Raw genomic sequence first — 23,809 nt, 5'->3', positions numbered from 1 at the left:
AGAGAGGTATTCAAATGAAGGCCATGTACTGCGAGGTCGGAAAAAGCCAGGGATGTATCCGAGTGAACATCTATTCCGGGGCGGGGAAAATGGAGCGGATCGAGGAGCGGCGGGAGCGCCGGCGGACGCGGTATGTGGAGAAGCAGCGCAAGCTGGCGCGCGTCCGGGAAACTGCCGGAGCGTTTATCGGGCTTTTTGGATTCATCCTGCTGATGGGAATTGACGGGCAGGAAACCATGTCGGGAATCGCCGCGCTGGGTTGCGCCGGGCTGGCTTTGATGGTGCTGGGAGCATGGATGGGCCATGCGTTCTACGGGCAGGAGAAGCAAGCCGAATGGCTGCGCCGAATGCGGGAGCGGGGCGAGATCGAGTGACGGACGAGCGGGAGGACCTTCACCAGAGGGCGCGTGAACGGACGCGGGCGGAACGGTGGAACGCCCGCGGGAGGAGCCGGGTGGTACATCCGAAGTACGGCGAGGTGGTGGTTCCGCACAGCTCTAACCTGGCCGCTGTGATGAATGCGGCGGAATACTGGGGATGCGACTGGAGCGCGATCACAGATGCGAAAGTGTGGCTGGCTGGTCCGGGAGACGGGCCGGTGGTCGTGCCAAGGGAGTTTTTACGGGAAGGCGGAGCGGCATTCCAGCGTCGGGAATCGAACTGGTAATGGGACGGCCTTACGGCTGCGAAAGAAGGAACGACCAATGAGTAGGTGCAGAGCGTGCGGAGCACAGATCCTATGGCTGCGCATGGACGGAGGCGTGCAGCTTCCACTGGACCCAGTGCCGGTTTTTGTGACAGAAGGCGGAGAGGAACAATTCGTAAACGAAAAGGGCGAGATTTTCAATGGTACAGTCAGCGAGACGGACGAAGGGACGCCGGCGTTTGAAGTTCACTGGTACACGTGCCCGTATGCGAGACTGAATGAAAAACCATCAAGCACAACTGGATCGGCATTGCCGGGGAATCGAACTGACGATGGGTAGGTTTTACCACTATAAAAGGAAGGGTGACGAAAATGATCGCTGCGCTGACGGGGTATAAGGTCATCTACAAAGAAAGGGTTCTGCGGACGCTGGCCCTCATGTCTGTGGAGTTTGAGGACGGGGATTACCCGGATCTCGGGAAGGTCAGCAAGCCAAAGGCCATTGAGGTCCTTGCCATCAACGAGGACGGAAACATTGTGAGCATTATGGATGAAGCGTGGATGTTTCAGTTCATCCCCGAAATCGGAAAGAGAGGATAGTATGGGCAGTATCACGGTAAACGACATCCGGGAAGCGCTCCTGGATGAAAAAATCATCATTAAGCACAATGGGATCGACATTTACATCGAGTGCCCGGAGACCAAGGAGCAGCTGATTATTCCGATGACCCATGGATCGGTCGAGCGGAAGAACAGCCGAGTGGAGCGGATGTTCGGGAAAAAAGAGGACTGGCCCAAGCGGGACCCGGACGAGGGCCAGGGACCGTACAAGGGGTTCCTGCTGGTGGTGTGCGAGGAGTGCGGGGAGATCCGGGCGTTCTGCGCGAAGCGGGAGACTTACAGCTTCCGGTGCGACGAGTGCGGGCACGAAACGGCGCTGGAGAACCTGCGGCCCATGTATATGCACTGTAAGTGCGGAAAGAGTTTCCGATACCGGACCAACGCCACAACGGAGACCATCACCCACACCTGCATCGCGTGCAAGGCTCCGGTGGATATGGAGCTGAACCGGAAAGGAACGGCCTACGTGACCATCGGAACGAGAGGAGGCAAGGCGAGGTGAAGGAGTTTCTGGAGTTCCTTGCCGCGGCGCTGGGCGGCATTATCGGAACACTGGTGGTGGCAGCTTGGGCGGCGGCCCTGATCCTGGCGGGTCCGGCCCTGCTGAAGCTGTGCATTTCATACCTGTTCTTTTAGGGGGACAAGCCGATGAAGATTTCTAAGTTCGTAAAGCTGGTGAAGAACGCAGGGCGCTGCATCGTTGCAGATGTGGAGGATAGCGGAATTTGGCTGGGAAACGGGTACGGGTTCTACCGGGCCACAAACCTGCCAAAGATGTCGGGAAGAGAGCAGGTGCGAACGGTGCTGGACGTGCCGGAGAAGGCATGGGAGAAAGTGCACCTGGAGGAAGAAGAGTTTGAGAGCGTCCGAAATGTGATGGGAATGAACCTGTCGGACTACGACAAAGGTGAAAAGCGGGCGGAGAAAGTACGGGTTGTTGCGGCTCTGGATGGGGTGTGGGCGGCCTGCTGCCGGTGCAACGACGGAGAACTGATTTTCTACCGGGAGAGCCTGCTGTCTCCCATCATGGACGAGGTGGAAAACAGCGACTACATCATGTTCACAGTGCGGCGCATGACGAACGGGCAACGGTATCTTGCGGTACACGACGGGATGAACCTGCTGGCGGCAGTTATGCCCATGCAGGTGGTGAGCCAGGAATACCTCGCCTCCCTGGCGGAGTTCGAGGCGATGTGCACGGAACAGCTCTACCGGGAGCAGGCCCGGACGGGGGATGAACCTGACACGGCGGAACCGGAGGGAGACGACGGGGAGCAAATCGGAATGGAGGACGGAGTGATAGAGCAGTGAAGGATGAAACCGTGGAGGCAAGAGCGGTGAAGATCGCCGCAAAGGTCATGGTGGCGGACGGACTTTGCAGACATGAGGACCCGGAGCGAGAATGTAGCCGGGGTTATCTCGGGAGCGAGATGTGCGAAAGGTGCATCCGGGCGTGGCTAATGACGAAGGCGAGAGTGGAACTGGCGAGGGAGGCGAGAGAAAAACATGGAAATCGAGAGGGCTGTTGAGATCCTGGACCCGGAGCACCGGGAACGTTATGAGAGCATCGAGCCGGTAAACACAGCCTGCAGGATGGGAATGGAGGCCCTGCTACGGATGGTGCCGAAGCAGCCAAACCCGGGCGGAGACGAGCACATCCTGGCGTGCCCCTGTTGTGGGAGCGGAGAATACCTGCACAACGAGGACGGGAACGAGCAGCGGTTCTGCGGCCAGTGCGGGCAGGCCATTGAGTGGGACATGGGAACGAAGAAAGGAGTGCGATAGAAGTGAATGAATGGTACGAGAGGGCGAAACAGAAGCTGGAGGTGGAGCAGAAGGCCGGGAAATATGACCGGTATGCAGCTGCCATGAAGACGGCCGTACTGGAGGCGCTGGACGGATTCTGCCGGCAGGACGGGGAGTTTGCCCAGGCGGTGGTCCAGGGCGGAACCTTCGAGGACTGTATGAAGGCGGTGGCCAAGAACTGTGGGAACGCAATCTCCGACCTGGAGGCATTCCGCAGGGCGGTGCAGTTTTACTTCCCGGGAGCGGATGTACGGTTTCACATGAGCGTCAACCTATGCGCCAGCGTCGAGGACGAAGAAGAGCCCGCAACGACAATGCCGGAGCCGAAGGCAGAGCGCAAGATCCTCTCGCTGGATGATTTTCTGTATCAAAATGGGACTGTTCCTCCATATCACGCAGGTGGACTTGCCCCGCCGAGGGAAGCACAAGCACAGTTACAAAAAAGTTAAGGTGAAGAAGAACCAGGCCAGGGCAAGCGCCGGGGAAAGCATTGAGCGCAGGGATGACGAGGTGGTGGAGCGCAAGGTGTTCGGGCACTGGGAGATGGACACCGTTTACAGCAAGAAGAACACAACCTCAAAGGCGCTGCTGGTACTGACGGAACGGAAGACCCGGAAGGAGATCATCGTCCTAATCCCGAACAGAAAGACAGAAACAATCGTTCGGGCGCTGGACGCCCTGGAGCGGAAGTATGGGGCGGTGAACTTCAGGAAGATCTTCAAGAGCATCACCGTGGACAACGGATCGGAGTTCTCGGCGGCGGAGGAGATGGAGCGGAGCGTCATCAATAAGACTATACCGAGGACGAAGGTGTACTTCTGCCACCCGTATTCCTCCTGGGAGCGAGGAAGCAACGAGAACAACAACATTATGATTCGGAGAAAGCACCCAAAGGGCACTGACTTCTCGAAGGTGAGCGCGGCACAGATCAAGGCAACGGAGGACTGGATAAACAACTATCCGCGGAAGATACTGGGGTACACAAGCAGCGAGGCAGTTTTTAGAGAGTGCCTGCGGGAATTGGGGATCGTAGCGTAAAAGCAGGAGAGGAGGAAGAGCCGAAAAAATACTGGAAGTGGATAGGAAATGAAGGAGGCCAGCGATCAAGTGGGATCGGTGGCCTGGTTGGCGTGCGGTAAAAATAGACAAAATGAAACGGGAAAAACTGTTGCTTCTGCCTATTGAAATTTCGATTCCCCGGATTTTCCCCGGATTTCATTGACGCAGACGGTTAGGAATGATATACTAACTTGATTTCAAGCAACTTTTTGTGACAGGGAGGACAGCGTCCATGTGGTGCTCCGACAAGTGGAAGGATTATGAGCTCATTGACTGCGGCAGAGGGGAAAAGCTGGAGCGCTGGGGGAAGCAGCTGCTGGTGCGGCCTGACCCTCAGGCCATCTGGAATACCCCCAGGACCAATCCAGGCTGGAAGCACAACGCTGGGCGGTACGCCCGCTCCTCCACCGGGGGCGGCCAGTGGCAGAACAAGTCCATGCCCCAGCGCTGGACGGTGTCCTACGGCTCGCTCACCTTTAATATTAAGCCCATGAACTTCAAGCACACAGGCCTGTTCCCCGAGCAGGCCGCCAACTGGGACTTTGCCCAGGAGCAGATCAAAAACGCCGGGCGGCCCGTCAGCGTGCTGAACCTCTTTGCCTACACCGGCGGGGCCACCGTGGCCTGCGCCGCCGCAGGGGCCAGCGTGTGCCATGTGGACGCGGCGAAGGGCATGGTCCAGTGGGCCAGGGAAAACGCCAAGAGCTCCCATTTGGAGGACGCCCCCATCCGCTGGATCGTGGACGACTGCGGCAAGTTTGTGGAGCGGGAGATCCGCCGGGGCCGGCGCTATGACGCCATCATCATGGACCCGCCCTCCTACGGCCGGGGGCCCACCGGCGAGGTGTGGAAGCTGGAGGAGAACCTCTACCCCTTTGTGGAGCTGGTGAGCGGGGTGCTGTCCGACAACCCCCTGTTCATCATTCTGAACTCCTACACCACCGGCCTTGCCCCCAGCGTGGTCACCTACATTCTGGAGAGCATCATCACCAAAAAATTCGGCGGCCACACGGTCTCTGACGAGCTGGGCCTGCCGGTAAGCGAGACGGGCCTGGTCCTCCCCTGCGGAGCCACCGGGCGCTGGACGGCCAAATAAGGCCGGATGGAGGCAAGGATATGAGCAAACCCATCATTGAGGCAAAGGACCTGCGCTTCTCCTACCCCGCCGCCGAGGGGGTCACTCCGGTGGTGCTGGACGGGGTCAGCCTGTCCATTGAGGAGGGCACCTTCGTGGCCATTCTGGGCCACAACGGCTCGGGTAAATCCACCCTGGCCAAGCACTTCAATGCCATTCTTCTGCCTGCAGGAGGCAAGGTCTATGTCAGCGGTATGGACACCGCCGACGAAGGAAAGCTGCTGGACATCCGCCGCACTGTGGGCATGGTCTTTCAGAACCCGGACAACCAGATCGTGGCCAACGTGGTGGAGGAGGACGTGGCCTTTGCCCCGGAGAACCTGGGCGTTCCCCCGGAGGAGATCCGCCGCCGGGTGGACGACGCCCTGAAGGCGGTCAACATGTATGAGTTCCGGGAGCACGCCCCCCACCTGCTCTCCGGCGGCCAGAAGCAGCGCATCGCCATCGCCGGGGTCATCGCCATGCAGCCCCGGTGCATTGTTCTGGACGAGCCCACCGCTATGCTGGACCCCATCGGCCGGGCCGATGTGATCCGCACCATCAAGACCCTTAACCGGGAGCGGGGTGTCAGTGTAGTGCTTATCACCCACCACATGGACGAGGCCGCCCAGGCCGACCGGCTGGTGGTCATGGCTAAGGGCAAGGTCATCTCCGACGGCACCCCCAAGGAGGTTTTCTCCCAGGTGGAGCGGCTGCGGGAGGTGGGCCTCACCGTCCCCCAAACCACCCAGCTTTTATGGGAGCTGCGCCAGGCGGGGCTGAAGGTCCCTCTGGATGCCCTCAGCGATGAGGAGTGCGCCCTGGCTCTGCAGAAGCTGCTGACTGGGGAGACAACCCATGAAGTATAATCGTTTTTCTGAAGTTTATTGGGCCTTCCTGGCGGGACTGATTGCCGCGCTGGTCATCAACTACTTCGCCACACTGTTCTACTGGAACGAGGTAAGGATCTCCCTGGGACTGGACATTTTGGCTGGTCTGATCCTGGCATTTATTGTCTATCTCCGCACCCTTCGAAAGTATGTGGACGAGCTGGAACGTCGGATTGAAACTCTGGAGCACCAGTCCAAAACGATATCACGCTCAAATTAAAAAACATTTCGTAATTATTTTCTTCTATATTTCAGGGCGTGATCACTTTGACACGCACCACTCTATACCATAAGGACGGAAAGCCTATGGAACCAATTATTGAAACCAAGCACCTTACTCACACCTACTCCGCCGGAACCCCCTTTGAACGCACCGCCCTGGACTGTGTGGACTTTGCCGCCTATCCGGGAGAATATCTGGGCATCATCGGGCACACCGGCTCAGGAAAATCCACCCTCATCCAGCACCTGAACGGCCTTTTGAAGCCCACGGACGGGCAGGTCCTGTTCCAGGGCACGGACATCTGGTCGGACTCCAAAATCACCCGCCGCACCCGCTTCCAGGTGGGGCTGGTATTCCAATACCCGGAGTATCAGCTTTTTGAGGAGACGGTCTATAAGGACATCTCCTTCGGCCCGCGGAACATGGGCCTGAGCGAGAAGGAGATCGACCGGCGGGTCCGCTCGGCCGCTTACTTTGTGGGCCTGCGGGACGACCAGCTGGACAAATCTCCCTTTGAGCTCTCCGGCGGTCAAAAACGCCGGGTGGCCATCGCGGGCGTCATCGCCATGGAGCCGAGGGTGCTCATTTTGGACGAGCCCACCGCGGGCCTAGACCCGGAGGGGGTGGAGTCCATTCTGGGCAACATCCGGGACTACCACAAGGCCAACAACGCCACCATCATCCTGGTCTCCCACTCCATGGAGGACATGGCCCGGACGGTGGACCGGCTGGTGGTCATTGACGACGGACACATTCCCTTCCAGGGCGCACCCAGAGAGGTGTTCCAGCACGGAAGCGAGCTGGAGAAGATGGGCCTGGGCGTGCCCCAGCTCACCCGTGTGTTCCACCGGCTGCGGGACCTGGGCGTGGACATTGATCCATCTGTGTACACCGTGGAGCAGGCCAAGGCGGCCATTTTGGAAAAACTAGGGAAGGCGGTGAAGTAAATGGCACTGAAAGACATTACCCTGGGCCAGTACTTCCCCGGCTCCTCCCCCGTCCACAAGCTGGACCCCAGGACCAAGCTTATCGCGGTGCTGCTCTATATTGTAGCCCTGTTTTTGGCAAAGTGGTTTGTCACCTATGCCATTATGTTTGTGGTGCTGGCCGCTTCTGTGGCCATCTCCCGTGTGCCCCTCAAATCCCTGGTCAGCGGCATGAAGCCGGTGGTCTTTATTCTGGTCTTCACGGGTATTCTCAACCTCTTCTATACCCCCGGCGAGCATGTGCTGGCCCAGTTCTGGATCTTCACCATTACCCTGGAGGGCGTGTTCCAGGCGATTTTCATGGTCGTGCGGATTTTGATGCTCATTGCGGGCACCTTCCTGCTCACCTACACCACCTCCCCCATCATGCTCACCGACGGGCTGGAGTCCCTGCTGAATCCCTTAAAGGCCCTGAAGGTCCCTGTCCACGAGCTGGCCATGATGATGTCCATCGCCCTGCGGTTCATCCCCACCCTCATTGAGGAGACGGACAAGATCATGTCCGCCCAGCGGGCCCGTGGGGCCGACTTTGAAAGCGGCAACCTGTTCCAGCGGGCAAAGGCCCTGCTCCCTCTGCTGGTGCCCCTGTTCATCTCCGCTTTCCGCCGGGCCGACGAGCTGGCCACCGCTATGGAGTGCCGGTGCTACCACGGGGGCCAGGGGCGCACCCGCCTCAAGCAGCTGAAGTATCGGGGCCGGGACTATGTGACCCTGGTGCTCTTTATCGCCCTCACCGTGGGAGTGGGCGTGCTGGCTCACTTTGGACTGTAAGGGTGACAACATGGAACGCAACATTGCTCTGAAACTCATGTACAACGGCACCGCCTACCACGGCTGGCAGGTGCAGAAAAATGCTATATCTGTAGCCGAGACCCTGGAGAAGGCCCTGGAGACGGTGGTGGGCCACCGGGTGAAGTGCACCGGCGCCGGGCGCACCGATGCAGGGGTCCATGCGGAGACCTACATCGCCAACTTCCGCACCACTTCCCCCATCCCCTGCGACCGGCTCCCCCTGGCGGTGAACACCCGCCTGCCCAACGACATCGTGGTGGTCAAGGCCACCCAGGTTCCCGACTCCTTCAACGCCATCGGCTCCTGCCTGCGCAAGGAGTACACCTACCGCATCTATAATTCCCGTCTGGGCAACCCCTTCTATGTGGACCGGGCCTGGTTCTATCCCAAACACCTGGATGAGACCATCATGGCCCGTGCTGCGGCGGAGTTTGTGGGCACCCACGATTTCCGGGCGGTGCGCTCGGTGGGCACCGAGACCAAAACAACGGTCCGGACCGTCTATTATTTCGACGTTTCCCGCAGCGGAGATCTGATTGAATGTAAGGTGTGCGCCAACGGCTTTCTCTACAACATGGTCCGGGCCATGGTGGGCACCGTGGTCTATGCCGCCGAGGGAAAGCTTGCCCCGGAAGACATTCCCGCCATTCTGGCCTCGGGCAACCGCACGCTGGCCGGGCCCACCGTCCCGCCGGGCGGGCTCTATATGACGAAACTCTGGTATGATGAAGATGTTTTGTGAGTAAATTACTATGGCAGACAAACATACCGCCCCTGAGGGGGCCAAAAAACCAAATATTCTGGTGCGTATTCTGGCCCTGTTGGTGACGGCAGCCCTGGTGCTGGGGGCGCTGGTCCTGGTGGTCTACCGGGACCGGTTCAACCTGGACGCCCTGAAGCGCTACCTGGCCTACCGCACCATGGAGACCACGGAGACCGGCCAGGCCGTTCCCTTTAACCACGCAGGCGGAAACAAGATGTCCATCTCCCACCTGGGCGGCGGCATTCTCACCGCCTCGTCCACCGGCGCCCGGTACTACGCTCTGGACGGGACCCTCTACGCTGAGGAGGTCCTCCCCCTGGATAACCCGGTGCTCTGCGCCTCCTCCTCCACGGGGGTGGTGTACAACGCGGGCGGACAGTCCCTGTTCGTGTTCCAGAACGGCCAGGAGGTCTCAGACCTCAGTCTGGAGGAGGGAATCAACCTGCTCTCCGTGCGGCCCAACGACAGCGGCTGGCTGGCGGTCACCGCCCAGCAAAGCGGCTACAAGGGCGCGGTCACCGTCTATGACTCCCATCACCAGCCGGTCATCGGCATCAGCCTCTCCTCCACCTTTGTGGTGGACGCCGCCGTCTCCCCCGACTGCAAAACGGTGGCGGTGGTCACCATGGACCAGCGGGGAGGCAGTTTCTACAGCCGCCTGCTCTTCTACCCCGTGGACCAATCCGAGCCCAGCGCCCAGGCGGAGCTGGGAAACATTGTGTGTCTGGACCTGGACTATGAGTCCGGCCGGGTGTGGGTGCTGGGAGAGGACGCCCTGCTCATCGCCGACGACAAAGGGGAGGCGGTGCAGACCTATTCCTTCAGCCGTTCCTATTTAAAGGGCTGCGATTTGCAGGGAGACAACTTCGCCCTGCTGCTCACCGGTCCCTACCGGGCGGGCAGCGCCACCCAGGCGCTGATCCTTGACCGGGAGGGCCAGGTCGTCCAGACCCTGGATCTGTCCGGGCAGGTACTGGACTACTCTGCCGCAGGCAATTACTTCGCCCTGCTCACCGGCTCTGCCCTGACCATTTACACCAGCACCGGACAGGAGCCCTATGCCCTGCTCTCTGACCCCCAGGGGGCCCGTCATGTGGATTTGTCCCACGACGGCTCCGCCCTGATGGCCGACGCTCAGCAGGCCTGGCTCTATCTTCCCAACTAAAGCGTTTTACTGCATTCCCAGGAGGTACCCATGACTTATATTCTTTTTGACATCGCCATCGCCGCCATTCTTTTGTTCTTTTTGTGGCAGGGGTACAAGAAGGGCTTTGTGCTCACCCTGTGCGGCTTTTTAGCCGTCTTTGTGGCCTTTATCGGGGCCACCCTCATTTCCAACGCCCTGGCCAAGCCCGTGGCCCAGGCCATTGTTCCCATGATCGAAAGCGGCATCCACGAAACCCTGGAACAGTCCATGCAGGACTCCGTTCCCAGCACCTCCGCGGAGACTCCATCCGTCCTGCCTGAGGAGCTGCCCCTGTCCGACGTGCTGGAGGCTCTTCAGGATTCCCCCATCTTCCACAGCCTGGCCGAGGCCTTCCAGAAGGCGGTGGACGAGGGCATAGAGACAGTGGCCACCAACGCCGCCCAGGCGCTGGCGGAGTATATCGCCATCCAGATCGCCCGGACGATTCTGTTTATCCTGGCCTTTGCCGCCGTATTGGTGGCCTGGTTTCTCCTCAGCCACGCGCTGGACCTGGCCTTTAAGCTGCCGGTCCTGTCCACCCTCAACCACTGGACAGGGGCCGCGGTGGGCCTTATCAAGGGCGGGCTGCTCCTGTTCATCGCCGCCTGGCTTTTAAAGGGGAGCTTCATTCCCTCCCAGGCCATTGAAAACACCTTTCTGCTGAACTTTTTCTGCACGGTCAGTCCCTTCTCCCTGCTGGCCATGCTGTGAGAACGGGGCAGGACCGGGGAACTGGTAATTTCCGCGGTCTTGCCCTAATCTTGTTAATTTTCACACCCAGTTCACAATTAGGGTGTACCATACCCTCAAACGCAATGTTTCCCAGAGAGGAGTGAGGCTTTTATGCAGCCTACTATGTGCAGCCGCTGCAAAAAAAACGTGGCGGTGATCTTTATCACCAAGCTGGAGGGGGGCACCTCCAAAAACGAGGGACTGTGTCTGAAATGCGCCCGTGAGCTTGGTATTAAGCCCATTGACGACATGATGAAGAAGATGGGCATCACTGACGAGGAACTGGACAATCTTACCAACGAGATGATGTCCGCCTTCGGCGGGGCGGAGGGGATGGAGAGCCTGATGAACCCCACCTCCGAGGAGGACGAGGACGAGGGGCGCACCGCCACCTTCCCCTTCCTCAACCAGCTCTTTGGGGGTGCAGGCAACGCCCAGCCCCAGAAAAACGAAGGGGAAAACGCCCAGCCCCGGACGGAGAAGAGCGCCCCCAACAAGCAGCCCAAACGGAAGTTTTTGGACAGCTACTGCATCTCCCTGACCCGGAAGGCCAAGGACGGCCAGCTGGACCCCCTCATTGGCCGGGACCGGGAGCTGGAGCGGATGATCCAGGTCTTGAACCGCCGGCAGAAAAATAACCCCTGCCTCATCGGTGAGCCCGGTGTGGGCAAGACCGCCATTGCCGAAGGACTGGCCCAGCGCATTTACGAGGGCAATGTGCCCTACAAGCTCCAGGACAAGGAGGTCTATCTGCTGGACCTCACCGCTCTGGTGGCGGGCACTCAGTTCCGTGGCCAGTTTGAGAGCCGGATGAAGGGTCTCATTGAGGAGATCAAGAAGCTGGGCAACATCATCCTGGTCATTGACGAGGTCCACAACATCGTGGGGGCGGGAGACGCTGAGGGCTCCATGAATGCCGCCAACATCTTAAAGCCTGCCCTCAGCCGGGGAGAGCTCCAGGTCATCGGAGCCACTACCCTCAACGAATACCGCAAGCACATTGAGAAGGACACCGCCTTGGAGCGCCGCTTCCAGCCCGTCATCGTGGAGGAGCCCTCCATTGAGGACAGCGTGAAGATCATCGAGGGCATCGCCCCCTACTACTCCGCCTTCCACCAGGTGACCATCTCCCCCAAAATGTGCCGTCTGGCCGTGACCATGAGCGAGCGGTACATCACCGACCGCTATCTCCCCGACAAGGCCATCGACCTCATTGACGAGGCTTGTTCCAACGTCAACCTCCACAACCAGGATCTGGCCCGGCTGAGCCAGGTGGAAAAGGAGCTGGCCGACCTGAATAAGGAGAAGGAGGTCATGATGGCCGCCGCCACCGAGGATGCCTATAAGCGTCTGGCCGACATCAAAAGCATGGAGCTGCGGCTCCAGGACGAGCAGAAGGGCCTGGAGGCACACGCCCAGCGGGAGCTCACCGAGGAGAACCTGGCCAACGTCATCGAGCTGTGGACCAACATCCCCGCCAGCCGCATCCAGGAGCAGGAGTTCCAGCGCCTGGGCAAGCTGGAGGAGCGTCTGTCCGCCCACATCATCGGCCAGGAGGAGGCCGTCAAGGCCGTCTCCGCCGCCATCCGCCGGGGCCGGGCCGGGATCAGCCCCAAGCACAAGCCCGTGTCCTTCATCTTTGTGGGCTCCACCGGCGTGGGCAAGACGGAGCTGGTCAAGCGCCTGGCCGCCGACCTCTTCGACACCCCCGACGCTCTCATCCGTCTGGACATGTCCGAGTTTATGGAGAAGCACGCCGTCTCCCGGCTCATCGGTTCTCCTCCGGGGTATGTGGGCTATGACGAGGCGGGACAGCTGACGGAGAAAATCCGGAGAAAGCCCTACTCCGTGGTCCTCTTTGACGAAATTGAGAAGGCCCACCCGGATGTGCTGAACATCCTGCTCCAGATTTTGGACGACGGGCGCATCACCGATGCCCACGGCCGGGTGGTAAACTTTGAAAACACTGTCATCGTCATGACCTCCAACGCCGGAAGCGGCACCAAAACGGGCAGCGTAGGCTTTGGCCGCACCCTCACCGAGCAGTCTAAGGAGCGGGCCATGAAGGCCCTGCAGGACTTCCTCCGCCCGGAGTTTTTGAACCGGGTGGACGAGATCGTCTGCTTCAACCAGCTCACTGAGGAGAACTTCAAGGCCATCGCCGGCATCATGCTCCAGGAGCTGGCCGAAACACTCAAGGAGAAGGATATCACCTTCACCTGGGAGCAGTCCCTGCTGGACTACCTGGTGAAGAAGTCCTACTCGGCGGTGTACGGGGCCCGGAACCTGCGCCGGCTGCTCCAGAAAGAGCTGGAGGACGCCATCGCCCTGCGGCTCATCGAAAGCTACCAGTTCCCCCCCACCCACCTGAAGGCTCTGTCCGACGGGGAGAAGATCGAGCTGCTCTCTATGTAAACACAAGTAAAAATAAAGCACCGCCCGGTATAAAACCGGGCGGTGCTTTATTTACAAGCCCTCCGCAGGAGTTTCGCCGCCCGCAGGCGGCGAAATCAATTTTAATCTCGTCATTTCCGGCGACATGTGCGTCGGAAATGACACTTCTCACGCAAAATGGGCCGACTTTTCCGCAAGGAATCGAGGCTCTTTTGCGTGCAATCCCACTCGAAAAAGTGGCTGTGACACTTTTTCGATACAATTAAAAAAGGGACTTAAAAAGTCCCTTTTTTGAAGTATTCTTAGTAATTCTCGGCCTTGAGCTGGAAATAATCCTTGGGGTGGGCACACACGGGGCACACCTCGGGGGCCTGCTTGCCCACATGGATGTGGCCGCAGTTGCTGCACTGCCAGATCATGTCGCCGTCGCGGGAGAAGACCAGGCCGCCCTCCACATTGGCCAGCAGCTTCAGGTAGCGCTCCTCGTGCTCCTTCTCGATCTTGGCCACTTCCTCAAACAGGAAGGCAATGTGGTCAAAGCCCTCCTCCTTGGCCTCCTTGGCCATGGTGGCGTACATGTCGGTCCACTCGTAGTTCTCACCAGCGGCGGCAGCCTTCAGGTTCTCGGCGGTGGTGCCGATGCCCTCCAGCAGCTTGAACCAGATCTCGGCGTGCTCCTTCTCATTGGCAGCGGTCTCCTCAAAGATCTTGGAGATCTGGACATAGCCGTCCTTCTTGGCCTTGGAGGCGAAGTAGGTGTACTTGTTCCGGGCCTGGCTCTCCCCGGCAAAGGCGGTCCACAGGTTCTGCTCAGTCTTGCTTCCCTTCAGTTCAGGCATGATAAACTTCCTCGCTTTCCCAAATTTAATTTTCGCTTAACGCGAATTATTCTTAATAGTTACGATAAAAGTATAACAGTCTCTATTGGGTTTGTCAATGGAAAAACACAAATATCATTTCTTAATTTTTCTTAGTTTCCCCCAAAAAGCCCACCGCGTCCCCACAGCCGGGAAAGGGCACATTTACCCGGAGCAAACCCCGGCTTCGGCCCCTGTTTCGTGATTTTTTCAACGATTTCCCCCTTGCGCCCCATAGGAAAAAGCAGTATAATACCGCTGTTACATAGGGCCGGATAAGGCAAACCCAAAGGGTTGCGAATCCCGGTTCTCGGAGGTAACAATATGGTAAAAGCAATTGTAGGAGCCAACTGGGGCGATGAGGGCAAGGGCAAGATTACCGACATGCTGGCCCAACAGTCCGATGTGGTCATCCGCTTTCAGGGCGGCGCCAACGCGGGGCACACCATCATCAACGACTATGGCCGCTTCGCTCTGCACATTCTCCCCTCGGGCATCTTCTATCCCCATGTGACCAATGTTATCGGAAACGGGGTCGCGCTGGACGTATCCAAGTTGGTGGGAGAGCTGGAGAGCATTGTAAGCCAGGGAGTTCCCGCTCCTAAGCTCATCGTCTCCGACCGGGCACAGCTTTTGATGCCCTATCATGTGCTTCAGGATGCCTATGAGGAGGAGCGCCTGGGCGGCAAAGCCTTTGGCTCCACCAAAAGCGGCATCGCCCCCTTCTACTCCGACAAATACGCCAAAACCGGCATTCAGGTGTGTGACCTGTTTGACGAGAAGATCCTCCGGGAGCGGCTCTTTGCCGCTGTGGAGCTGAAAAACGTGCTCTTTGAGCACCTCTATCACAAGCCCCGCCTGGACGCCGAGGAGCTCATGGCCCAGATGCTCCAGCTGCGGGAGCGCATCCGCCCCTATGTGGGCGACACGGTGGCCTTTGTCCACCAGGCCCTGAAAGAGGACAAGACCCTCCTGCTGGAGGGACAGCTGGGCTCTATGAAGGACCCGGACCTGGGCATTTTCCCCATGACCACCTCCTCCCACACGCTGGCAGGATACGGCTGCGTGGGCGCCTCGGTGCCTCCTACCGCCATTGAAGACGTGATCTGCGTCACCAAGGCCTATTCCTCCTGTGTCGGTTCCCAGACGGAGCCCTTCGTCAGCGAGGTCACCGGCGATGCCGGGGACGAGCTGCGCCGCCGTGGCGGCGACAAGGGCGAGTTCGGCGCCACCACCGGCCGGCCCCGCCGGGTGGGCTGGTTTGACGCCGTGGCCACCAAATACGGCTGCATGGTTCAGGGCGCCACCCAGGTGGCCCTCACCTGCCTGGATGTGCTGGGTTATCTGGACGAGATTCCTGTCTGCACCGGCTATGAAATCGACGGCCAGGTCACCGACATGTTCCCCACCACCCCCAGCCTTCTGCGGGCAAAGCCCGTATTCACCACCCTGCCCGGCTGGAAGTGCGACATCCGCGGCTGCAAGAACTACGAGGACCTGCCCCAGCAGGCCCGTGACTATGTGGACTTTTTGGAGGCACACATCGGCTGCCCCATCACGTTCGTTTCCAGCGGTCCCAAGCGGGAGGAAATGACCTACCGCACCACCAAGTTATATCATCACGCCTGATTTGCCCGCGCCGGACGCCCCGCATGGCGTCCGGCGTGTCTCCCATAAGGGCATTTTCCATCGCAAAGGAGCACACTATGAAAAAATTTTTCTCTGCCCTGGCCGCCCTGGCGCTCACCGTGACCCTCTCCGCTCCCGCCGCCTCCGCGCTGGAGCTGGAGGACGCCAAAACGCTCCTGTCTCAGCTCTACTATAACGGGGTGCCGGAAGAGGTGCTGGAGCTGGACTCCCTGGATGAGATCCTGGCCGCACTGGGCGACCCCTACACCTATTACATGAATCCGGAGCAATATGAGTCCTTTTACCAGGCGGTCAACGGACAAGAGGTGGTGGGGATCGGCATCACCGTGGAGAACGCCTTTCACAACGGCTTTCTCATCCTCTCCGTTCTTCCCGACTCTCCCGCGCAGCAGGCAGGGCTTCAGGCCGGTGACCGGCTGATCGCCGTGGACGGTGTCCCCCTTACCGCCGATACAGACCCCCGCGTACCTATCAGCGGAGCGGCTGACACCTCGGTCACCGTCACTGTGGTCCGGGACAGCCAGGAGCTGAGCTTCACCATGATCCGCCAGGCGGTCAGCCTGCCCATTGTCACCTACGCCCTGGAGGACGGGGTGGCTGTCATTGACTGCGTCAGCTTTGGCACCACCACCTCGGAAACCTTTCAGAAGGCCCTGGAAGAGCTGGAGGACCAGACCGCCGTCTGGATCGTAGACCTGCGCGCCAACCCCGGCGGCGACAGTAAGTCCACCGCCGGCTCCGCTTCCTTCTTCACCGGGGGCGGGATCATGCTCTACTTCCGGGACGGGGCCGGAAACTATAACTACACCTACACCTCCCCCAACTACCCTGACCTGACCGACAAGCCGGTGATCGTCCTCACCAGCGAACACTCTGCCAGCGGCTCAGAGCTGTTCTCCGGCATCATCCGGGACTATCAGGCGGGCATTGCCCTGGGGCAGCGCACCTTTGGCAAGGGTACCGCCCAGATCGTTCTCACCAGCAAGAACACCGATATGCTCTCTGAGGGGGAAGCCCTGCGGATCACCATCTACCGCTTTTTCTCCCCCGAGGGTGTCACCAACCACATTGTGGGTGTGCTGCCCACCCTGGTGCTCTCCCCGGAGAACACAGAAACTGCCGCCCTCCTGCTGGGCTCGGACAAGCCCCAGCGCGCCGAAGGGTACGCTAAGCTGGAGCTGGCCGGCCAAACCTTCTACCTGGACCTGGCAAAGGCCGTTGAGCCCGAAAACCAGGCCGTCTTCACCGAGCTTCTGGAGGCTCTGCCCCCTGCCGCCGCACTCTCTCAGGGCTCCGGCACACAGGTTTGGACCACGGTGACCCCCGCCCAGATGGCCCAGAACCTTCAGCTTTCCTTTACCCCCCGCACCTTCTCCGACACACAGCTGAGCCTCTACACACGGGAGATCGACACCCTGGCCGCTTATGGGCTGCTCACCGGAGATGAGAACGGCGCTTTCCACCCCGGAGACATACTCACACGGGGCGACTTCTGCGCCATGGCTGCCCAGGCACTGGGCCTCTACGGTGGGAAGGAGATGACCTTCTCTGATGTGCCCCAGAACGCCGCCTATGCTCAGGCCATCTCCGACATGGCCTCCCTGGGCTTCCTGGCCGGCTATGAAGACGGCACCTTCCGTCCAGACCAGCCCCTGACCTATGAGCAGATGATCACTGCTCTTTCCGCCGCAGCCGTTTGGACGGATATGGACAGCTACAATCTCTCCCAGGCAGAGCTTGATATGGAGCAGTGGCTGGAGTATCAAGACTTTTCCGACTGGGCCCGTCCGGCCGCCCGGAACCTGGACCTGTTGGAGCTCCTTCTCGGGGATACTGCACCTGGCGACACCGTTACCAGGGAGCTGGCTGCCGGCACGCTCTGCCGTCTGATGGAGAAACTCGGCCTCATTTGGGATTAAAACAAATACAGTTTGTTATTTTTTGAAAGGATATGACAAAACCATGACCAAGATCGACATTATTTCCGGCTTCCTGGGGGCGGGCAAGACCACCCTGATCAAAAAGCTGCTGGACGAGGCATTCAAGGGGGAAAAGCTCGTCCTCATCGAAAACGAGTTCGGCGAGATCGGCATTGACGGCGGCTTTCTGAAGGACGCCGGGGTAGAGATCACCGAGATGAACTCCGGGTGCATCTGCTGCTCTCTGGTGGGCGACTTCGGCACCGCCCTGAAGAAGGTTTTAGCCGACTACGCCCCCGACCGGATCATCATCGAGCCCTCCGGCGTGGGCAAGCTCTCCGACGTGATCGCCGCCGTGGAGGGAGTGCAGAAGGACGAGCCCAACCTCCATCTCAACAGCTTTGTCACTGTAGTGGACGCCACTAAGGCCAAGGTGTATATGAAGAACTTCGGTGAGTTCTTCAACAACCAGGTGGAGCACGCCTGCGCCATTATCCTCTCCCGCACCCAGAACATGGCCCAGCCCAAGCTGGACGCCGCTGTCACTCTGCTCCGGAGCAAGAATGAGAAGGCCGCCATCCTCACCACCCCCTGGGACCAGCTCACCGGCAAACAGATTCTCTCCGCCATGGAGGGCGGCCACTCCCTGGCCCAGGAGCTGATGGAGGAGATCGAGCACGAACACCACCATCACGACCACGACGAGCATTGCGACTGCGGCTGCCATGACCACGACCATCACGAGCATCACCACGACCATGACCATGAGCACCACCATGACCATGACCATGACCATCATCACGAGCACGACCATGCGCATCACCATGACCACGACCATGGCTCCTGCTCCTGCGGCCACCACCACACTGAGGAGGAGCTGGCCGAGATCCACGCCCAGCTGGGCTGTGAGGGCGAGTGCCCCTCCTGCGAGCTGTGCGACAGCTGCATCCACTCCACCGCCCACCACCATCATCATGCCGACGAAGTGTTCACCTCCTGGGGCAGGGAGACGGCCCGGAAATATAGCCGGGAGGAGCTCCAGGAGATCCTGGCCTCTTTGGCCATGGGGGAGGACTACGGCTACATCCTCCGGGCCAAGGGTATGCTCCCCTGCGAGGACGGCGTGACCTGGCTCCACTTTGATCTGGTGCCCGAGGAGTTCCAGATCCGGGAGGGCGCCCCCGACTACACCGGGCGGCTGTGCGTCATCGGCTCTGAGCTCAAGGAGGAGCAGCTGGAGAAGCTGTTCCTGCTCTCGTGAGGTGAACGGACATGCCTGATTCCCGTATCCCTCTGTATCTCATTACCGGCTTTCTGGACAGCGGAAAGACCACCCTGCTCACCGACACCCTGAACATGGATTACTTCAACGACGGCCAGCGTACCGTTTTGCTCATGTGCGAGGACGGCGAGGAGGAATATGACCCCCAGCACCTGTCTCACCGCAACTGCCGCCTGGTCCCCATTGAAAGCCAGGAGCAGCTCACCACCGAATTTCTCCAGGAAGTGGACCGGCGCTTCCAGCCCGAGCGGGTTTTGCTGGAATACAACGGCATGTGGCCCATCGATATCCTGCGCAACCTGAAGCTGCCCAAGGGCTGGGGCCTCTACCAGGCCATCGACGTCATTGACGGCTCCACCTTTGAGATGTACCTGAAAAACATGCAGTCCATGTTTATCGATATGGTCACCGAGGCGGATATGGTCCTCTTCAACCGCTGCACCCCCGACATGCCCATGTCCGGGTGGAAGCGGTCCATCCGGGCGGTGAACCGCATGTGCGAGATCGTCTTTGAGGACGTGCAGGGAGAGGAGCTGGAGGTGGAGGACATCCTCCCCTACTCCCTGGAGGAGGACCACATCACCCTGGAGGACCCGGACTACGGCATCTGGTACCTGGACATCCAGGAGCACCCAGAGCGGTATGTGGGCAAGACCATCACCATGAAGGTCCAGGCCATGACCGGAATGAAGCTGCCCAAGGGCACCTTCGTCCCCGGCCGCAATGCCATGACCTGCTGTGCCGAGGATATCCGCTTCTTCGGCTTCCTGTGCAAGTACGACAAGTCCCGCTCTCTCAAGAAGGGGGAGTGGGTCACTGTCACGGCGGAGATCCGCTGGGAGGAGGCCAAGGTGTACGACGGGGAGGGCGTGGTGCTCTATGCCCAGTCCGTAGAGCCCGCCGAGCGGCCGGAGGACCCCCTGGTCTACTTTAGATAATCAAAACAAGCAGAAAAATCCCCATGCGCTGCGCGCATGGGGATTTTTTATGCCTTCCGCAGGAATTTGGCCGCCCGCAGGCGGCCAAAAAAATTGTAATCTTTTTTGGGGCGGCTCCGCCGACCCCAAAAACACTTCTCGCAAAAATTCCCCCGACAATTTTTATGAAATCGAGGGGGAATTTTTGTGCAGCTCTCCTTAAACCAGCAGCTAAGCTGCTGGTTTGAATTACCCAAAGAAAGAAATATAGCCCAGCACAAAGATGACCAGCACCACGATGGGCAGAATGTAGGTCACATAGAACCGGATGGACTTGGGGAAGCGCAGGCCCTGGCCGGCATTGGCCTCAGCCAGGAAGTTGTCCCAGCCCCAGCCCAGCTTGCTCACGCAGAACAGCAGATATACCAGCGAGCCCAGGGGCAGGATGTTTTGGGAGACCAGGAAGTCCTCCACCGTGGAGATGTCCATTCCCAGAATCCGCACGTTGGACCACACATTGGAGCCCAGCACACAGGGCGTGGATAGCACCAGCACGCCCACCAGGTTCACCAGCACGGCCTTCTTCCGGCTCCAGTTCCACTTGTCCATACAGAAGGAAATGAGGTTCTCAAACACGGCAATGATGGTGGACAGGGCAGCAAAGAACAGGAACACAAAGAACAGCCCGCCCCACAGCTGGCCCATGGGCATGTGGTTGAACACATTGGGCAGGGTAATAAACACCAGGGAAGCACCCGACTGGGGAGCTACCCCGTAGGCGGAACAGGCAGGGAAGATAATAAGGCCCGCCACAAAGGCCACGCTGGTGTCCAGCACGCCAATGCGCACCGCCTCGCCCATCAGCCGGTGCTCCTTGCCGATGTAGCTGCCGAAGATGGCAATGGCGCCAATGCCCAGGGACAGAGTGAAGTAGGCCTGTCCCATGGCGGCAAAGACCGCCTCACCCAGAATGAAGTTGCCCTCGGCATCATAAACCAGGTTGTGGAAATTGGGCTGGAGGTAGAACTTCAGCCCCTCGCCGGCCCCCTCCAGCAAAATGGAGTTGATAGCCAGCACCACCATCAGGCCCAGCAGGCAGAGCATCATCACCTTATTGACCCGTTCCACACCGTTGCGCAGGCCCTGGGCACACACCAGCATGCCAAGCACCACCACGATGACCATAAAGACTCCCATGATCACCGGGTCGGCCTGCATCTGGGTAAACTCTCCGGTGACCTGCTGGGCGTCCAGACCCATAAAGTCTCCCCGGAGGGTCTTGACGCAGTAGTACAGCAGCCACCCGGCAATGACGGTATAGAACATCATCAGCAGGTAGTTGCCCGCAAAGCCGATGTAGCTGTACCAGTGCCACTTGGTGCCCTTGGGCTCCAGCACGTGGAAGGACAGGGCCATGCTCTTCTGGCTGGCCCGGCCCACCGCCAGCTCCATGGACAGCACCGGCAGGCCCAGGGCTACCAGGAACAGCAGGTAGAGCAGCACAAAGGCTGCCCCGCCGTATTGACCGGTAATGTAAGGAAACCGCCATACGTTGCCCAGACCAATGGCGCACCCCGCCGAAATGAGCAGAAAGCCCAATCGGGAGGAAAAGCTCTCTCGTTTTTCCATGATATTCTCCTCTCTCCCGGACACCTCCGGGACATCCGGGGAGCTCTCCCCGGAAACAACTATCCTATTGTACCCGCCCAACCCCCTCAGGTCAACCCCTGGAGAAAAAAGGGGGAAATTTCCTCTTGACAGGGAAAGGTTTTTTTGTATAATGTGTAGTACAAGTGTTCTATTTCAGAGGAGGGGAGCCCATGGAGCTGCTGGACAAGCTGAATATCCTGGCCGATGCGGCCAAGTATGACGCCGCCTGTACCTCCAGCGGCATGGACCGCTCCGGGCGGCCAGGGACGGTGGGCAGCACCATGATGGCCGGCTGCTGCCACTCCTTCTCTGCCGATGGGCGATGCATCTCCCTGTTAAAGGTCCTGTTGACCAACTTCTGCATCTACGACTGCCAGTACTGCATAAACCGCCGCTCCAACGACCTGCCCCGTGCGGCTTTCACCCCCCGAGAACTGTGCGAGCTCACCATGGGCTTTTACCGGCGCAACTATATCGAGGGGCTGTTTCTCTCCTCGGCGGTCCTTCAAAATCCCGATTACACCACGGAGCAAATGATCGAGACCCTGCGCCTGCTCCGGGAGGAATACCGCTTTGGAGGCTACATCCACGCCAAGGCCATCCCTGGGGCCGATCCCCTGCTCACCCACCGCCTGGGGCTGCTGGCGGACCGGCTGAGCGTGAACATTGAGCTGCCCAGCGCCCAGAGTCTCGCCCTGCTGGCTCCCGACAAGAAAAAGGGGGCCATTCTGGCCCCCATGGGGCAGATCCGGGACGGGATCACGGTGTCAAAACAGGAGCTGAAGGTATACCGGCATGCCCCCCGCTTTGCCCCAGCGGGGCAGTCCACCCAGATGATCGTAGGGGCCACCGGGGAGAGCGACCGGCACATTCTCTCCCTCACCCAGGGACTTTATGATAAATACCATTTAAAGCGGGTCTTTTACTCCGCCTACATGCCTGTGTCCACCAGTCCTCTTCTCCCCGCCCCCCAGGGCTTCCAGCCGCCCCTTCTCCGGGAGCACCGGCTCTATCAGGCGGACTGGCTGCTGCGCTTTTACCACTTCCGGGCGGAGGAGATTTTAGACGAGGGCCGGCCCGACCTGGACCTTCGCATGGACCCCAAGTGCTGCTGGGCCCTGCGCCACCTGGAGTTTTTCCCGGTGGAGGTGAACCGGGCAGACTATGAGGCCCTGCTGCGGGTGCCGGGGATTGGTGTCCGCTCGGCCCGGCGGATTCTCACCGCCCGGCGGGTGGGCCCCCTCACCTTTGAGGGACTCAAGCGCCTGGGGGTGGTACTGAAGCGGGCCCAGTATTTTCTCACCTGTTCCGGCCGCCCCCTACGGGGCCTGAAGGTTACAGAGGATGGGCTGCTGCGCCATCTGCTGGCTCTGGAGGCCCCCGCCCTGGTCCCGGAGGAGCCGGTGCAGCTGTCCTTGTTTGATTCGGCGGTTTAGGAGGTGATCCACATGCCCTGGACTCAGGTATGCTGCTGCTACGATGGCAGCTTTCCCGGCTTTCTCACCTGCGTGTTCGAAAGCTATGTTCATAAAGAGGAGCCGGTGGAGTTCCGCACCCCGGAGTACCTCTCCTGCTCCCTCTATCCCCAGCGCACCGTCCAGACCCACTCCGCTCACGCCCAGCGGGTGTACCGCTCTCTGGACGGAAAGCTGGGCCGGGAGGGGCGGGAACTGTTTGTCCGGGGATTTCTCACCTGTCTTCCGGAAAAGGAGCTGTGGCTGTGGCGGTTTCTCCGTATGGGCTATGACCGGGGCCCCGCCTTTACCCGGAACCTTACCGATCCCATTGTGGACACAGTGCGCCGGGCCGTGCAGCATCTGAACAGTGAGGCCCACCAGTACAAGGGCTTTACCCGGTTTTCTGAGCTCCACGGTATTCTGGTAGGGGAGATCGAACCCAAAAACCGGGTGCTCCCCCTTTTGCGCCCCCACTTTCGGGGCCGCTACCCCGGCGAAAACCTGGTCCTCCACGACCGCACCCATCAGGAAGCCCTGTTCTCCCGTCCCAGGGAGTGGGCCATCCTGCCGGTGGAGGACTTCCGTCCCGGCCCCCCCGGAGAGGAGGAGCTTCAGTACCGGAAGCTGTGGCGCAGCTTCTATGACACCATTGCCATTGAGGGCCGCTATAATCCACAGTGCCGCATGACCCACATGCCCAAGCGCTACTGGGCCATGATGACCGAGTTCCAGAAGGATTGGGACACCGCCCTGCCCCAACTCCCCGACACCTCTTGCCCAAAAAAGGATCCTTTCGTATAATTTGAGTAATGTAACCTGCCGGTTTACAAAAAATACCTTCCGGTTGGTAGCGGATTTTGCCCGG

General features: G+C 59.7%; 26 protein-coding genes and 1 pseudogene. 25 read left to right on the top strand and 2 right to left on the bottom strand.

What is annotated here, in order from left to right; genetic code table 11:
• Window positions 1-14: 14 nt before the first annotated feature.
• From ACTQ3R_RS06375 to ACTQ3R_RS06285, 19 genes and pseudogenes are all read left to right on the top strand, one after another.
• Window positions 15-374: a hypothetical protein gene (locus ACTQ3R_RS06375; protein ID WP_441778309.1), complete on the top strand. Its 360-nt coding sequence runs from the start codon at window positions 15-17 to the stop codon at window positions 372-374.
• A gap of 80 nt (window positions 375-454) precedes the next feature.
• The gene (locus ACTQ3R_RS06370) at window positions 455-667 is read left to right on the top strand and encodes a hypothetical protein (protein ID WP_441778308.1); all 213 of its coding nucleotides are present in this window, start codon (window positions 455-457) and stop codon (window positions 665-667) included.
• A gap of 351 nt (window positions 668-1,018) precedes the next feature.
• A complete protein-coding gene (locus ACTQ3R_RS06365) occupies window positions 1,019-1,246 on the top strand; it encodes a hypothetical protein (protein WP_441778307.1) in 228 nt (75 codons plus the stop codon).
• A 1-nt stretch (window position 1,247) separates the two neighbouring features.
• The gene (locus tag ACTQ3R_RS06360) at window positions 1,248-1,769 is read left to right on the top strand and encodes a hypothetical protein (protein WP_441778306.1); all 522 of its coding nucleotides are present in this window, start codon (window positions 1,248-1,250) and stop codon (window positions 1,767-1,769) included.
• Window positions 1,766-1,903, top strand: coding sequence for a hypothetical protein (locus ACTQ3R_RS06355; RefSeq protein WP_441778305.1), 138 nt, complete (start codon window positions 1,766-1,768; stop codon window positions 1,901-1,903). Before ACTQ3R_RS06360 ends, ACTQ3R_RS06355 begins: the two co-directional genes overlap by 4 nt.
• A 12-nt stretch (window positions 1,904-1,915) precedes the next feature.
• Window positions 1,916-2,578 carry a hypothetical protein gene (locus ACTQ3R_RS06350; RefSeq protein ID WP_441778304.1) on the top strand — a complete coding sequence of 221 codons (663 nt, stop codon included), beginning with the start codon at window positions 1,916-1,918 and terminating at the stop codon, window positions 2,576-2,578.
• Window positions 2,575-2,796 (top strand): hypothetical protein, encoded by a 222-nt coding sequence (locus ACTQ3R_RS06345; RefSeq protein WP_441778303.1) that lies wholly within the window; start codon window positions 2,575-2,577, stop codon window positions 2,794-2,796. The genes ACTQ3R_RS06350 and ACTQ3R_RS06345 overlap by 4 nt, the downstream gene beginning before the upstream one ends.
• Window positions 2,774-3,052 (top strand): hypothetical protein, encoded by a 279-nt coding sequence (locus ACTQ3R_RS06340; protein WP_441778302.1) that lies wholly within the window; start codon window positions 2,774-2,776, stop codon window positions 3,050-3,052. The genes ACTQ3R_RS06345 and ACTQ3R_RS06340 overlap by 23 nt, the downstream gene beginning before the upstream one ends.
• 2 nt (window positions 3,053-3,054) lie before the next feature.
• Window positions 3,055-3,522, top strand: a complete 468-nt coding sequence (locus tag ACTQ3R_RS06335; protein ID WP_441778301.1) for a hypothetical protein — start codon at window positions 3,055-3,057, stop codon at window positions 3,520-3,522.
• Window positions 3,440-4,111, top strand: a pseudogene (locus ACTQ3R_RS06330) (IS30 family transposase); the annotation flags it as partial. The gene ACTQ3R_RS06335 and the pseudogene ACTQ3R_RS06330, both read left to right, overlap by 83 nt.
• A 253-nt stretch (window positions 4,112-4,364) precedes the next feature.
• Window positions 4,365-5,228, top strand: coding sequence for a class I SAM-dependent methyltransferase (locus ACTQ3R_RS06325; protein ID WP_441778300.1), 864 nt, complete (start codon window positions 4,365-4,367; stop codon window positions 5,226-5,228).
• Between the two features lie 20 nt (window positions 5,229-5,248).
• A complete protein-coding gene (locus ACTQ3R_RS06320) occupies window positions 5,249-6,115 on the top strand; it encodes an energy-coupling factor transporter ATPase (RefSeq protein ID WP_441778299.1) in 867 nt (288 codons plus the stop codon).
• A complete protein-coding gene (locus ACTQ3R_RS06315; protein ID WP_441778298.1) occupies window positions 6,105-6,356 on the top strand; it encodes a hypothetical protein in 252 nt (83 codons plus the stop codon). The genes ACTQ3R_RS06320 and ACTQ3R_RS06315 overlap by 11 nt, the downstream gene beginning before the upstream one ends.
• Before the next feature lie 86 nt (window positions 6,357-6,442).
• Window positions 6,443-7,306, top strand: coding sequence for an energy-coupling factor transporter ATPase (locus tag ACTQ3R_RS06310; protein WP_441778297.1), 864 nt, complete (start codon window positions 6,443-6,445; stop codon window positions 7,304-7,306).
• Complete coding sequence (locus tag ACTQ3R_RS06305; RefSeq protein ID WP_441778296.1) at window positions 7,307-8,116, top strand: energy-coupling factor transporter transmembrane component T family protein; 810 nt, start codon at window positions 7,307-7,309, stop codon at window positions 8,114-8,116. It abuts the gene before it with no gap.
• Between the two features lie 10 nt (window positions 8,117-8,126).
• A complete protein-coding gene (gene truA, locus ACTQ3R_RS06300) occupies window positions 8,127-8,879 on the top strand; it encodes a tRNA pseudouridine(38-40) synthase TruA (protein ID WP_441778295.1) in 753 nt (250 codons plus the stop codon).
• Between the two features lie 10 nt (window positions 8,880-8,889).
• Entirely contained in the window at window positions 8,890-10,065 is a 1,176-nt protein-coding gene (locus ACTQ3R_RS06295; protein ID WP_441778294.1) for a DUF5711 family protein, read from the top strand.
• Window positions 10,066-10,095: 30 nt separating this feature from the next.
• Entirely contained in the window at window positions 10,096-10,797 is a 702-nt protein-coding gene (locus tag ACTQ3R_RS06290; RefSeq protein WP_441778293.1) for a CvpA family protein, read from the top strand.
• Between the two features lie 132 nt (window positions 10,798-10,929).
• The gene (locus tag ACTQ3R_RS06285) at window positions 10,930-13,233 is read left to right on the top strand and encodes an AAA family ATPase (protein WP_441778292.1); all 2,304 of its coding nucleotides are present in this window, start codon (window positions 10,930-10,932) and stop codon (window positions 13,231-13,233) included.
• Between the two features lie 281 nt (window positions 13,234-13,514).
• Here the strand turns inward: ACTQ3R_RS06285 and rbr are convergent, their stop codons facing one another.
• Window positions 13,515-14,051, bottom strand: coding sequence for a rubrerythrin (gene rbr / locus ACTQ3R_RS06280; RefSeq protein WP_441778291.1), 537 nt, complete (start codon window positions 14,049-14,051; stop codon window positions 13,515-13,517).
• A gap of 342 nt (window positions 14,052-14,393) precedes the next feature.
• Here rbr and ACTQ3R_RS06275 point away from each other — a divergent pair, with 342 nt between their 5' ends.
• From ACTQ3R_RS06275 to ACTQ3R_RS06260, 4 genes are all read left to right on the top strand, one after another.
• A complete protein-coding gene (locus ACTQ3R_RS06275) occupies window positions 14,394-15,698 on the top strand; it encodes an adenylosuccinate synthase (RefSeq protein WP_441778290.1) in 1,305 nt (434 codons plus the stop codon).
• 77 nt (window positions 15,699-15,775) lie between these two features.
• Window positions 15,776-17,638 (top strand): S41 family peptidase, encoded by a 1,863-nt coding sequence (locus ACTQ3R_RS06270; protein ID WP_441778289.1) that lies wholly within the window; start codon window positions 15,776-15,778, stop codon window positions 17,636-17,638.
• A 43-nt stretch (window positions 17,639-17,681) separates the two neighbouring features.
• On the top strand, window positions 17,682-18,899 hold the full coding sequence (locus ACTQ3R_RS06265; protein ID WP_441778288.1) for a CobW family GTP-binding protein: 1,218 nt from the start codon (window positions 17,682-17,684) through the stop codon (window positions 18,897-18,899).
• 11 nt (window positions 18,900-18,910) lie between these two features.
• Window positions 18,911-19,858 carry a TIGR03943 family putative permease subunit gene (locus tag ACTQ3R_RS06260; protein ID WP_441778287.1) on the top strand — a complete coding sequence of 316 codons (948 nt, stop codon included), beginning with the start codon at window positions 18,911-18,913 and terminating at the stop codon, window positions 19,856-19,858.
• Between the two features lie 228 nt (window positions 19,859-20,086).
• On the opposite strand, the gene ACTQ3R_RS06255 is transcribed toward ACTQ3R_RS06260, so the two are convergent.
• Window positions 20,087-21,466, bottom strand: coding sequence for a sodium-dependent transporter (locus ACTQ3R_RS06255; RefSeq protein ID WP_441778286.1), 1,380 nt, complete (start codon window positions 21,464-21,466; stop codon window positions 20,087-20,089).
• 191 nt (window positions 21,467-21,657) lie between these two features.
• Between ACTQ3R_RS06255 and ACTQ3R_RS06250 the strand changes: the two genes are divergently transcribed.
• Both ACTQ3R_RS06250 and ACTQ3R_RS06245 read left to right on the top strand, forming a co-directional pair.
• The gene (locus ACTQ3R_RS06250; RefSeq protein ID WP_441778285.1) at window positions 21,658-22,923 is read left to right on the top strand and encodes a putative DNA modification/repair radical SAM protein; all 1,266 of its coding nucleotides are present in this window, start codon (window positions 21,658-21,660) and stop codon (window positions 22,921-22,923) included.
• Window positions 22,924-22,935: 12 nt separating this feature from the next.
• Window positions 22,936-23,745: a TIGR03915 family putative DNA repair protein gene (locus ACTQ3R_RS06245; protein WP_441778284.1), complete on the top strand. Its 810-nt coding sequence runs from the start codon at window positions 22,936-22,938 to the stop codon at window positions 23,743-23,745.
• Window positions 23,746-23,809: the final 64 nt, after the last annotated feature.

The organism is Lawsonibacter sp. LCP25S3_E2, from assembly GCF_052117285.1.
Taxonomy (GTDB): Bacteria; Bacillota; Clostridia; order Oscillospirales; family Oscillospiraceae; genus Lawsonibacter.
The sequence above is the reverse complement of the archived record's forward strand: the minus strand, read 5'-3'. Positions and strand labels throughout refer to the sequence as shown.

Coding starts and splice junctions, on each gene's coding strand:
- ACTQ3R_RS06375 (WP_441778309.1), top strand. CDS start 15: ATGAAGGCCATGTACTGCGAGGTCGGAAAAAGCCAGGGATGTATCCGA.
- ACTQ3R_RS06365 (WP_441778307.1), top strand. CDS start 1,019: ATGATCGCTGCGCTGACGGGGTATAAGGTCATCTACAAAGAAAGGGTT.
- ACTQ3R_RS06360 (WP_441778306.1), top strand. CDS start 1,248: ATGGGCAGTATCACGGTAAACGACATCCGGGAAGCGCTCCTGGATGAA.
- ACTQ3R_RS06350 (WP_441778304.1), top strand. CDS start 1,916: ATGAAGATTTCTAAGTTCGTAAAGCTGGTGAAGAACGCAGGGCGCTGC.
- ACTQ3R_RS06340 (WP_441778302.1), top strand. CDS start 2,774: ATGGAAATCGAGAGGGCTGTTGAGATCCTGGACCCGGAGCACCGGGAA.
- ACTQ3R_RS06325 (WP_441778300.1), top strand. CDS start 4,365: ATGTGGTGCTCCGACAAGTGGAAGGATTATGAGCTCATTGACTGCGGC.
- ACTQ3R_RS06320 (WP_441778299.1), top strand. CDS start 5,249: ATGAGCAAACCCATCATTGAGGCAAAGGACCTGCGCTTCTCCTACCCC.
- ACTQ3R_RS06315 (WP_441778298.1), top strand. CDS start 6,105: ATGAAGTATAATCGTTTTTCTGAAGTTTATTGGGCCTTCCTGGCGGGA.
- ACTQ3R_RS06310 (WP_441778297.1), top strand. CDS start 6,443: ATGGAACCAATTATTGAAACCAAGCACCTTACTCACACCTACTCCGCC.
- ACTQ3R_RS06305 (WP_441778296.1), top strand. CDS start 7,307: ATGGCACTGAAAGACATTACCCTGGGCCAGTACTTCCCCGGCTCCTCC.
- truA (WP_441778295.1), top strand. CDS start 8,127: ATGGAACGCAACATTGCTCTGAAACTCATGTACAACGGCACCGCCTAC.
- ACTQ3R_RS06295 (WP_441778294.1), top strand. CDS start 8,890: ATGGCAGACAAACATACCGCCCCTGAGGGGGCCAAAAAACCAAATATT.
- ACTQ3R_RS06290 (WP_441778293.1), top strand. CDS start 10,096: ATGACTTATATTCTTTTTGACATCGCCATCGCCGCCATTCTTTTGTTC.
- ACTQ3R_RS06285 (WP_441778292.1), top strand. CDS start 10,930: ATGCAGCCTACTATGTGCAGCCGCTGCAAAAAAAACGTGGCGGTGATC.
- rbr (WP_441778291.1), bottom strand. CDS start 14,051: ATGCCTGAACTGAAGGGAAGCAAGACTGAGCAGAACCTGTGGACCGCC.
- ACTQ3R_RS06275 (WP_441778290.1), top strand. CDS start 14,394: ATGGTAAAAGCAATTGTAGGAGCCAACTGGGGCGATGAGGGCAAGGGC.
- ACTQ3R_RS06270 (WP_441778289.1), top strand. CDS start 15,776: ATGAAAAAATTTTTCTCTGCCCTGGCCGCCCTGGCGCTCACCGTGACC.
- ACTQ3R_RS06265 (WP_441778288.1), top strand. CDS start 17,682: ATGACCAAGATCGACATTATTTCCGGCTTCCTGGGGGCGGGCAAGACC.
- ACTQ3R_RS06260 (WP_441778287.1), top strand. CDS start 18,911: ATGCCTGATTCCCGTATCCCTCTGTATCTCATTACCGGCTTTCTGGAC.
- ACTQ3R_RS06255 (WP_441778286.1), bottom strand. CDS start 21,466: ATGGAAAAACGAGAGAGCTTTTCCTCCCGATTGGGCTTTCTGCTCATT.
- ACTQ3R_RS06250 (WP_441778285.1), top strand. CDS start 21,658: ATGGAGCTGCTGGACAAGCTGAATATCCTGGCCGATGCGGCCAAGTAT.
- ACTQ3R_RS06245 (WP_441778284.1), top strand. CDS start 22,936: ATGCCCTGGACTCAGGTATGCTGCTGCTACGATGGCAGCTTTCCCGGC.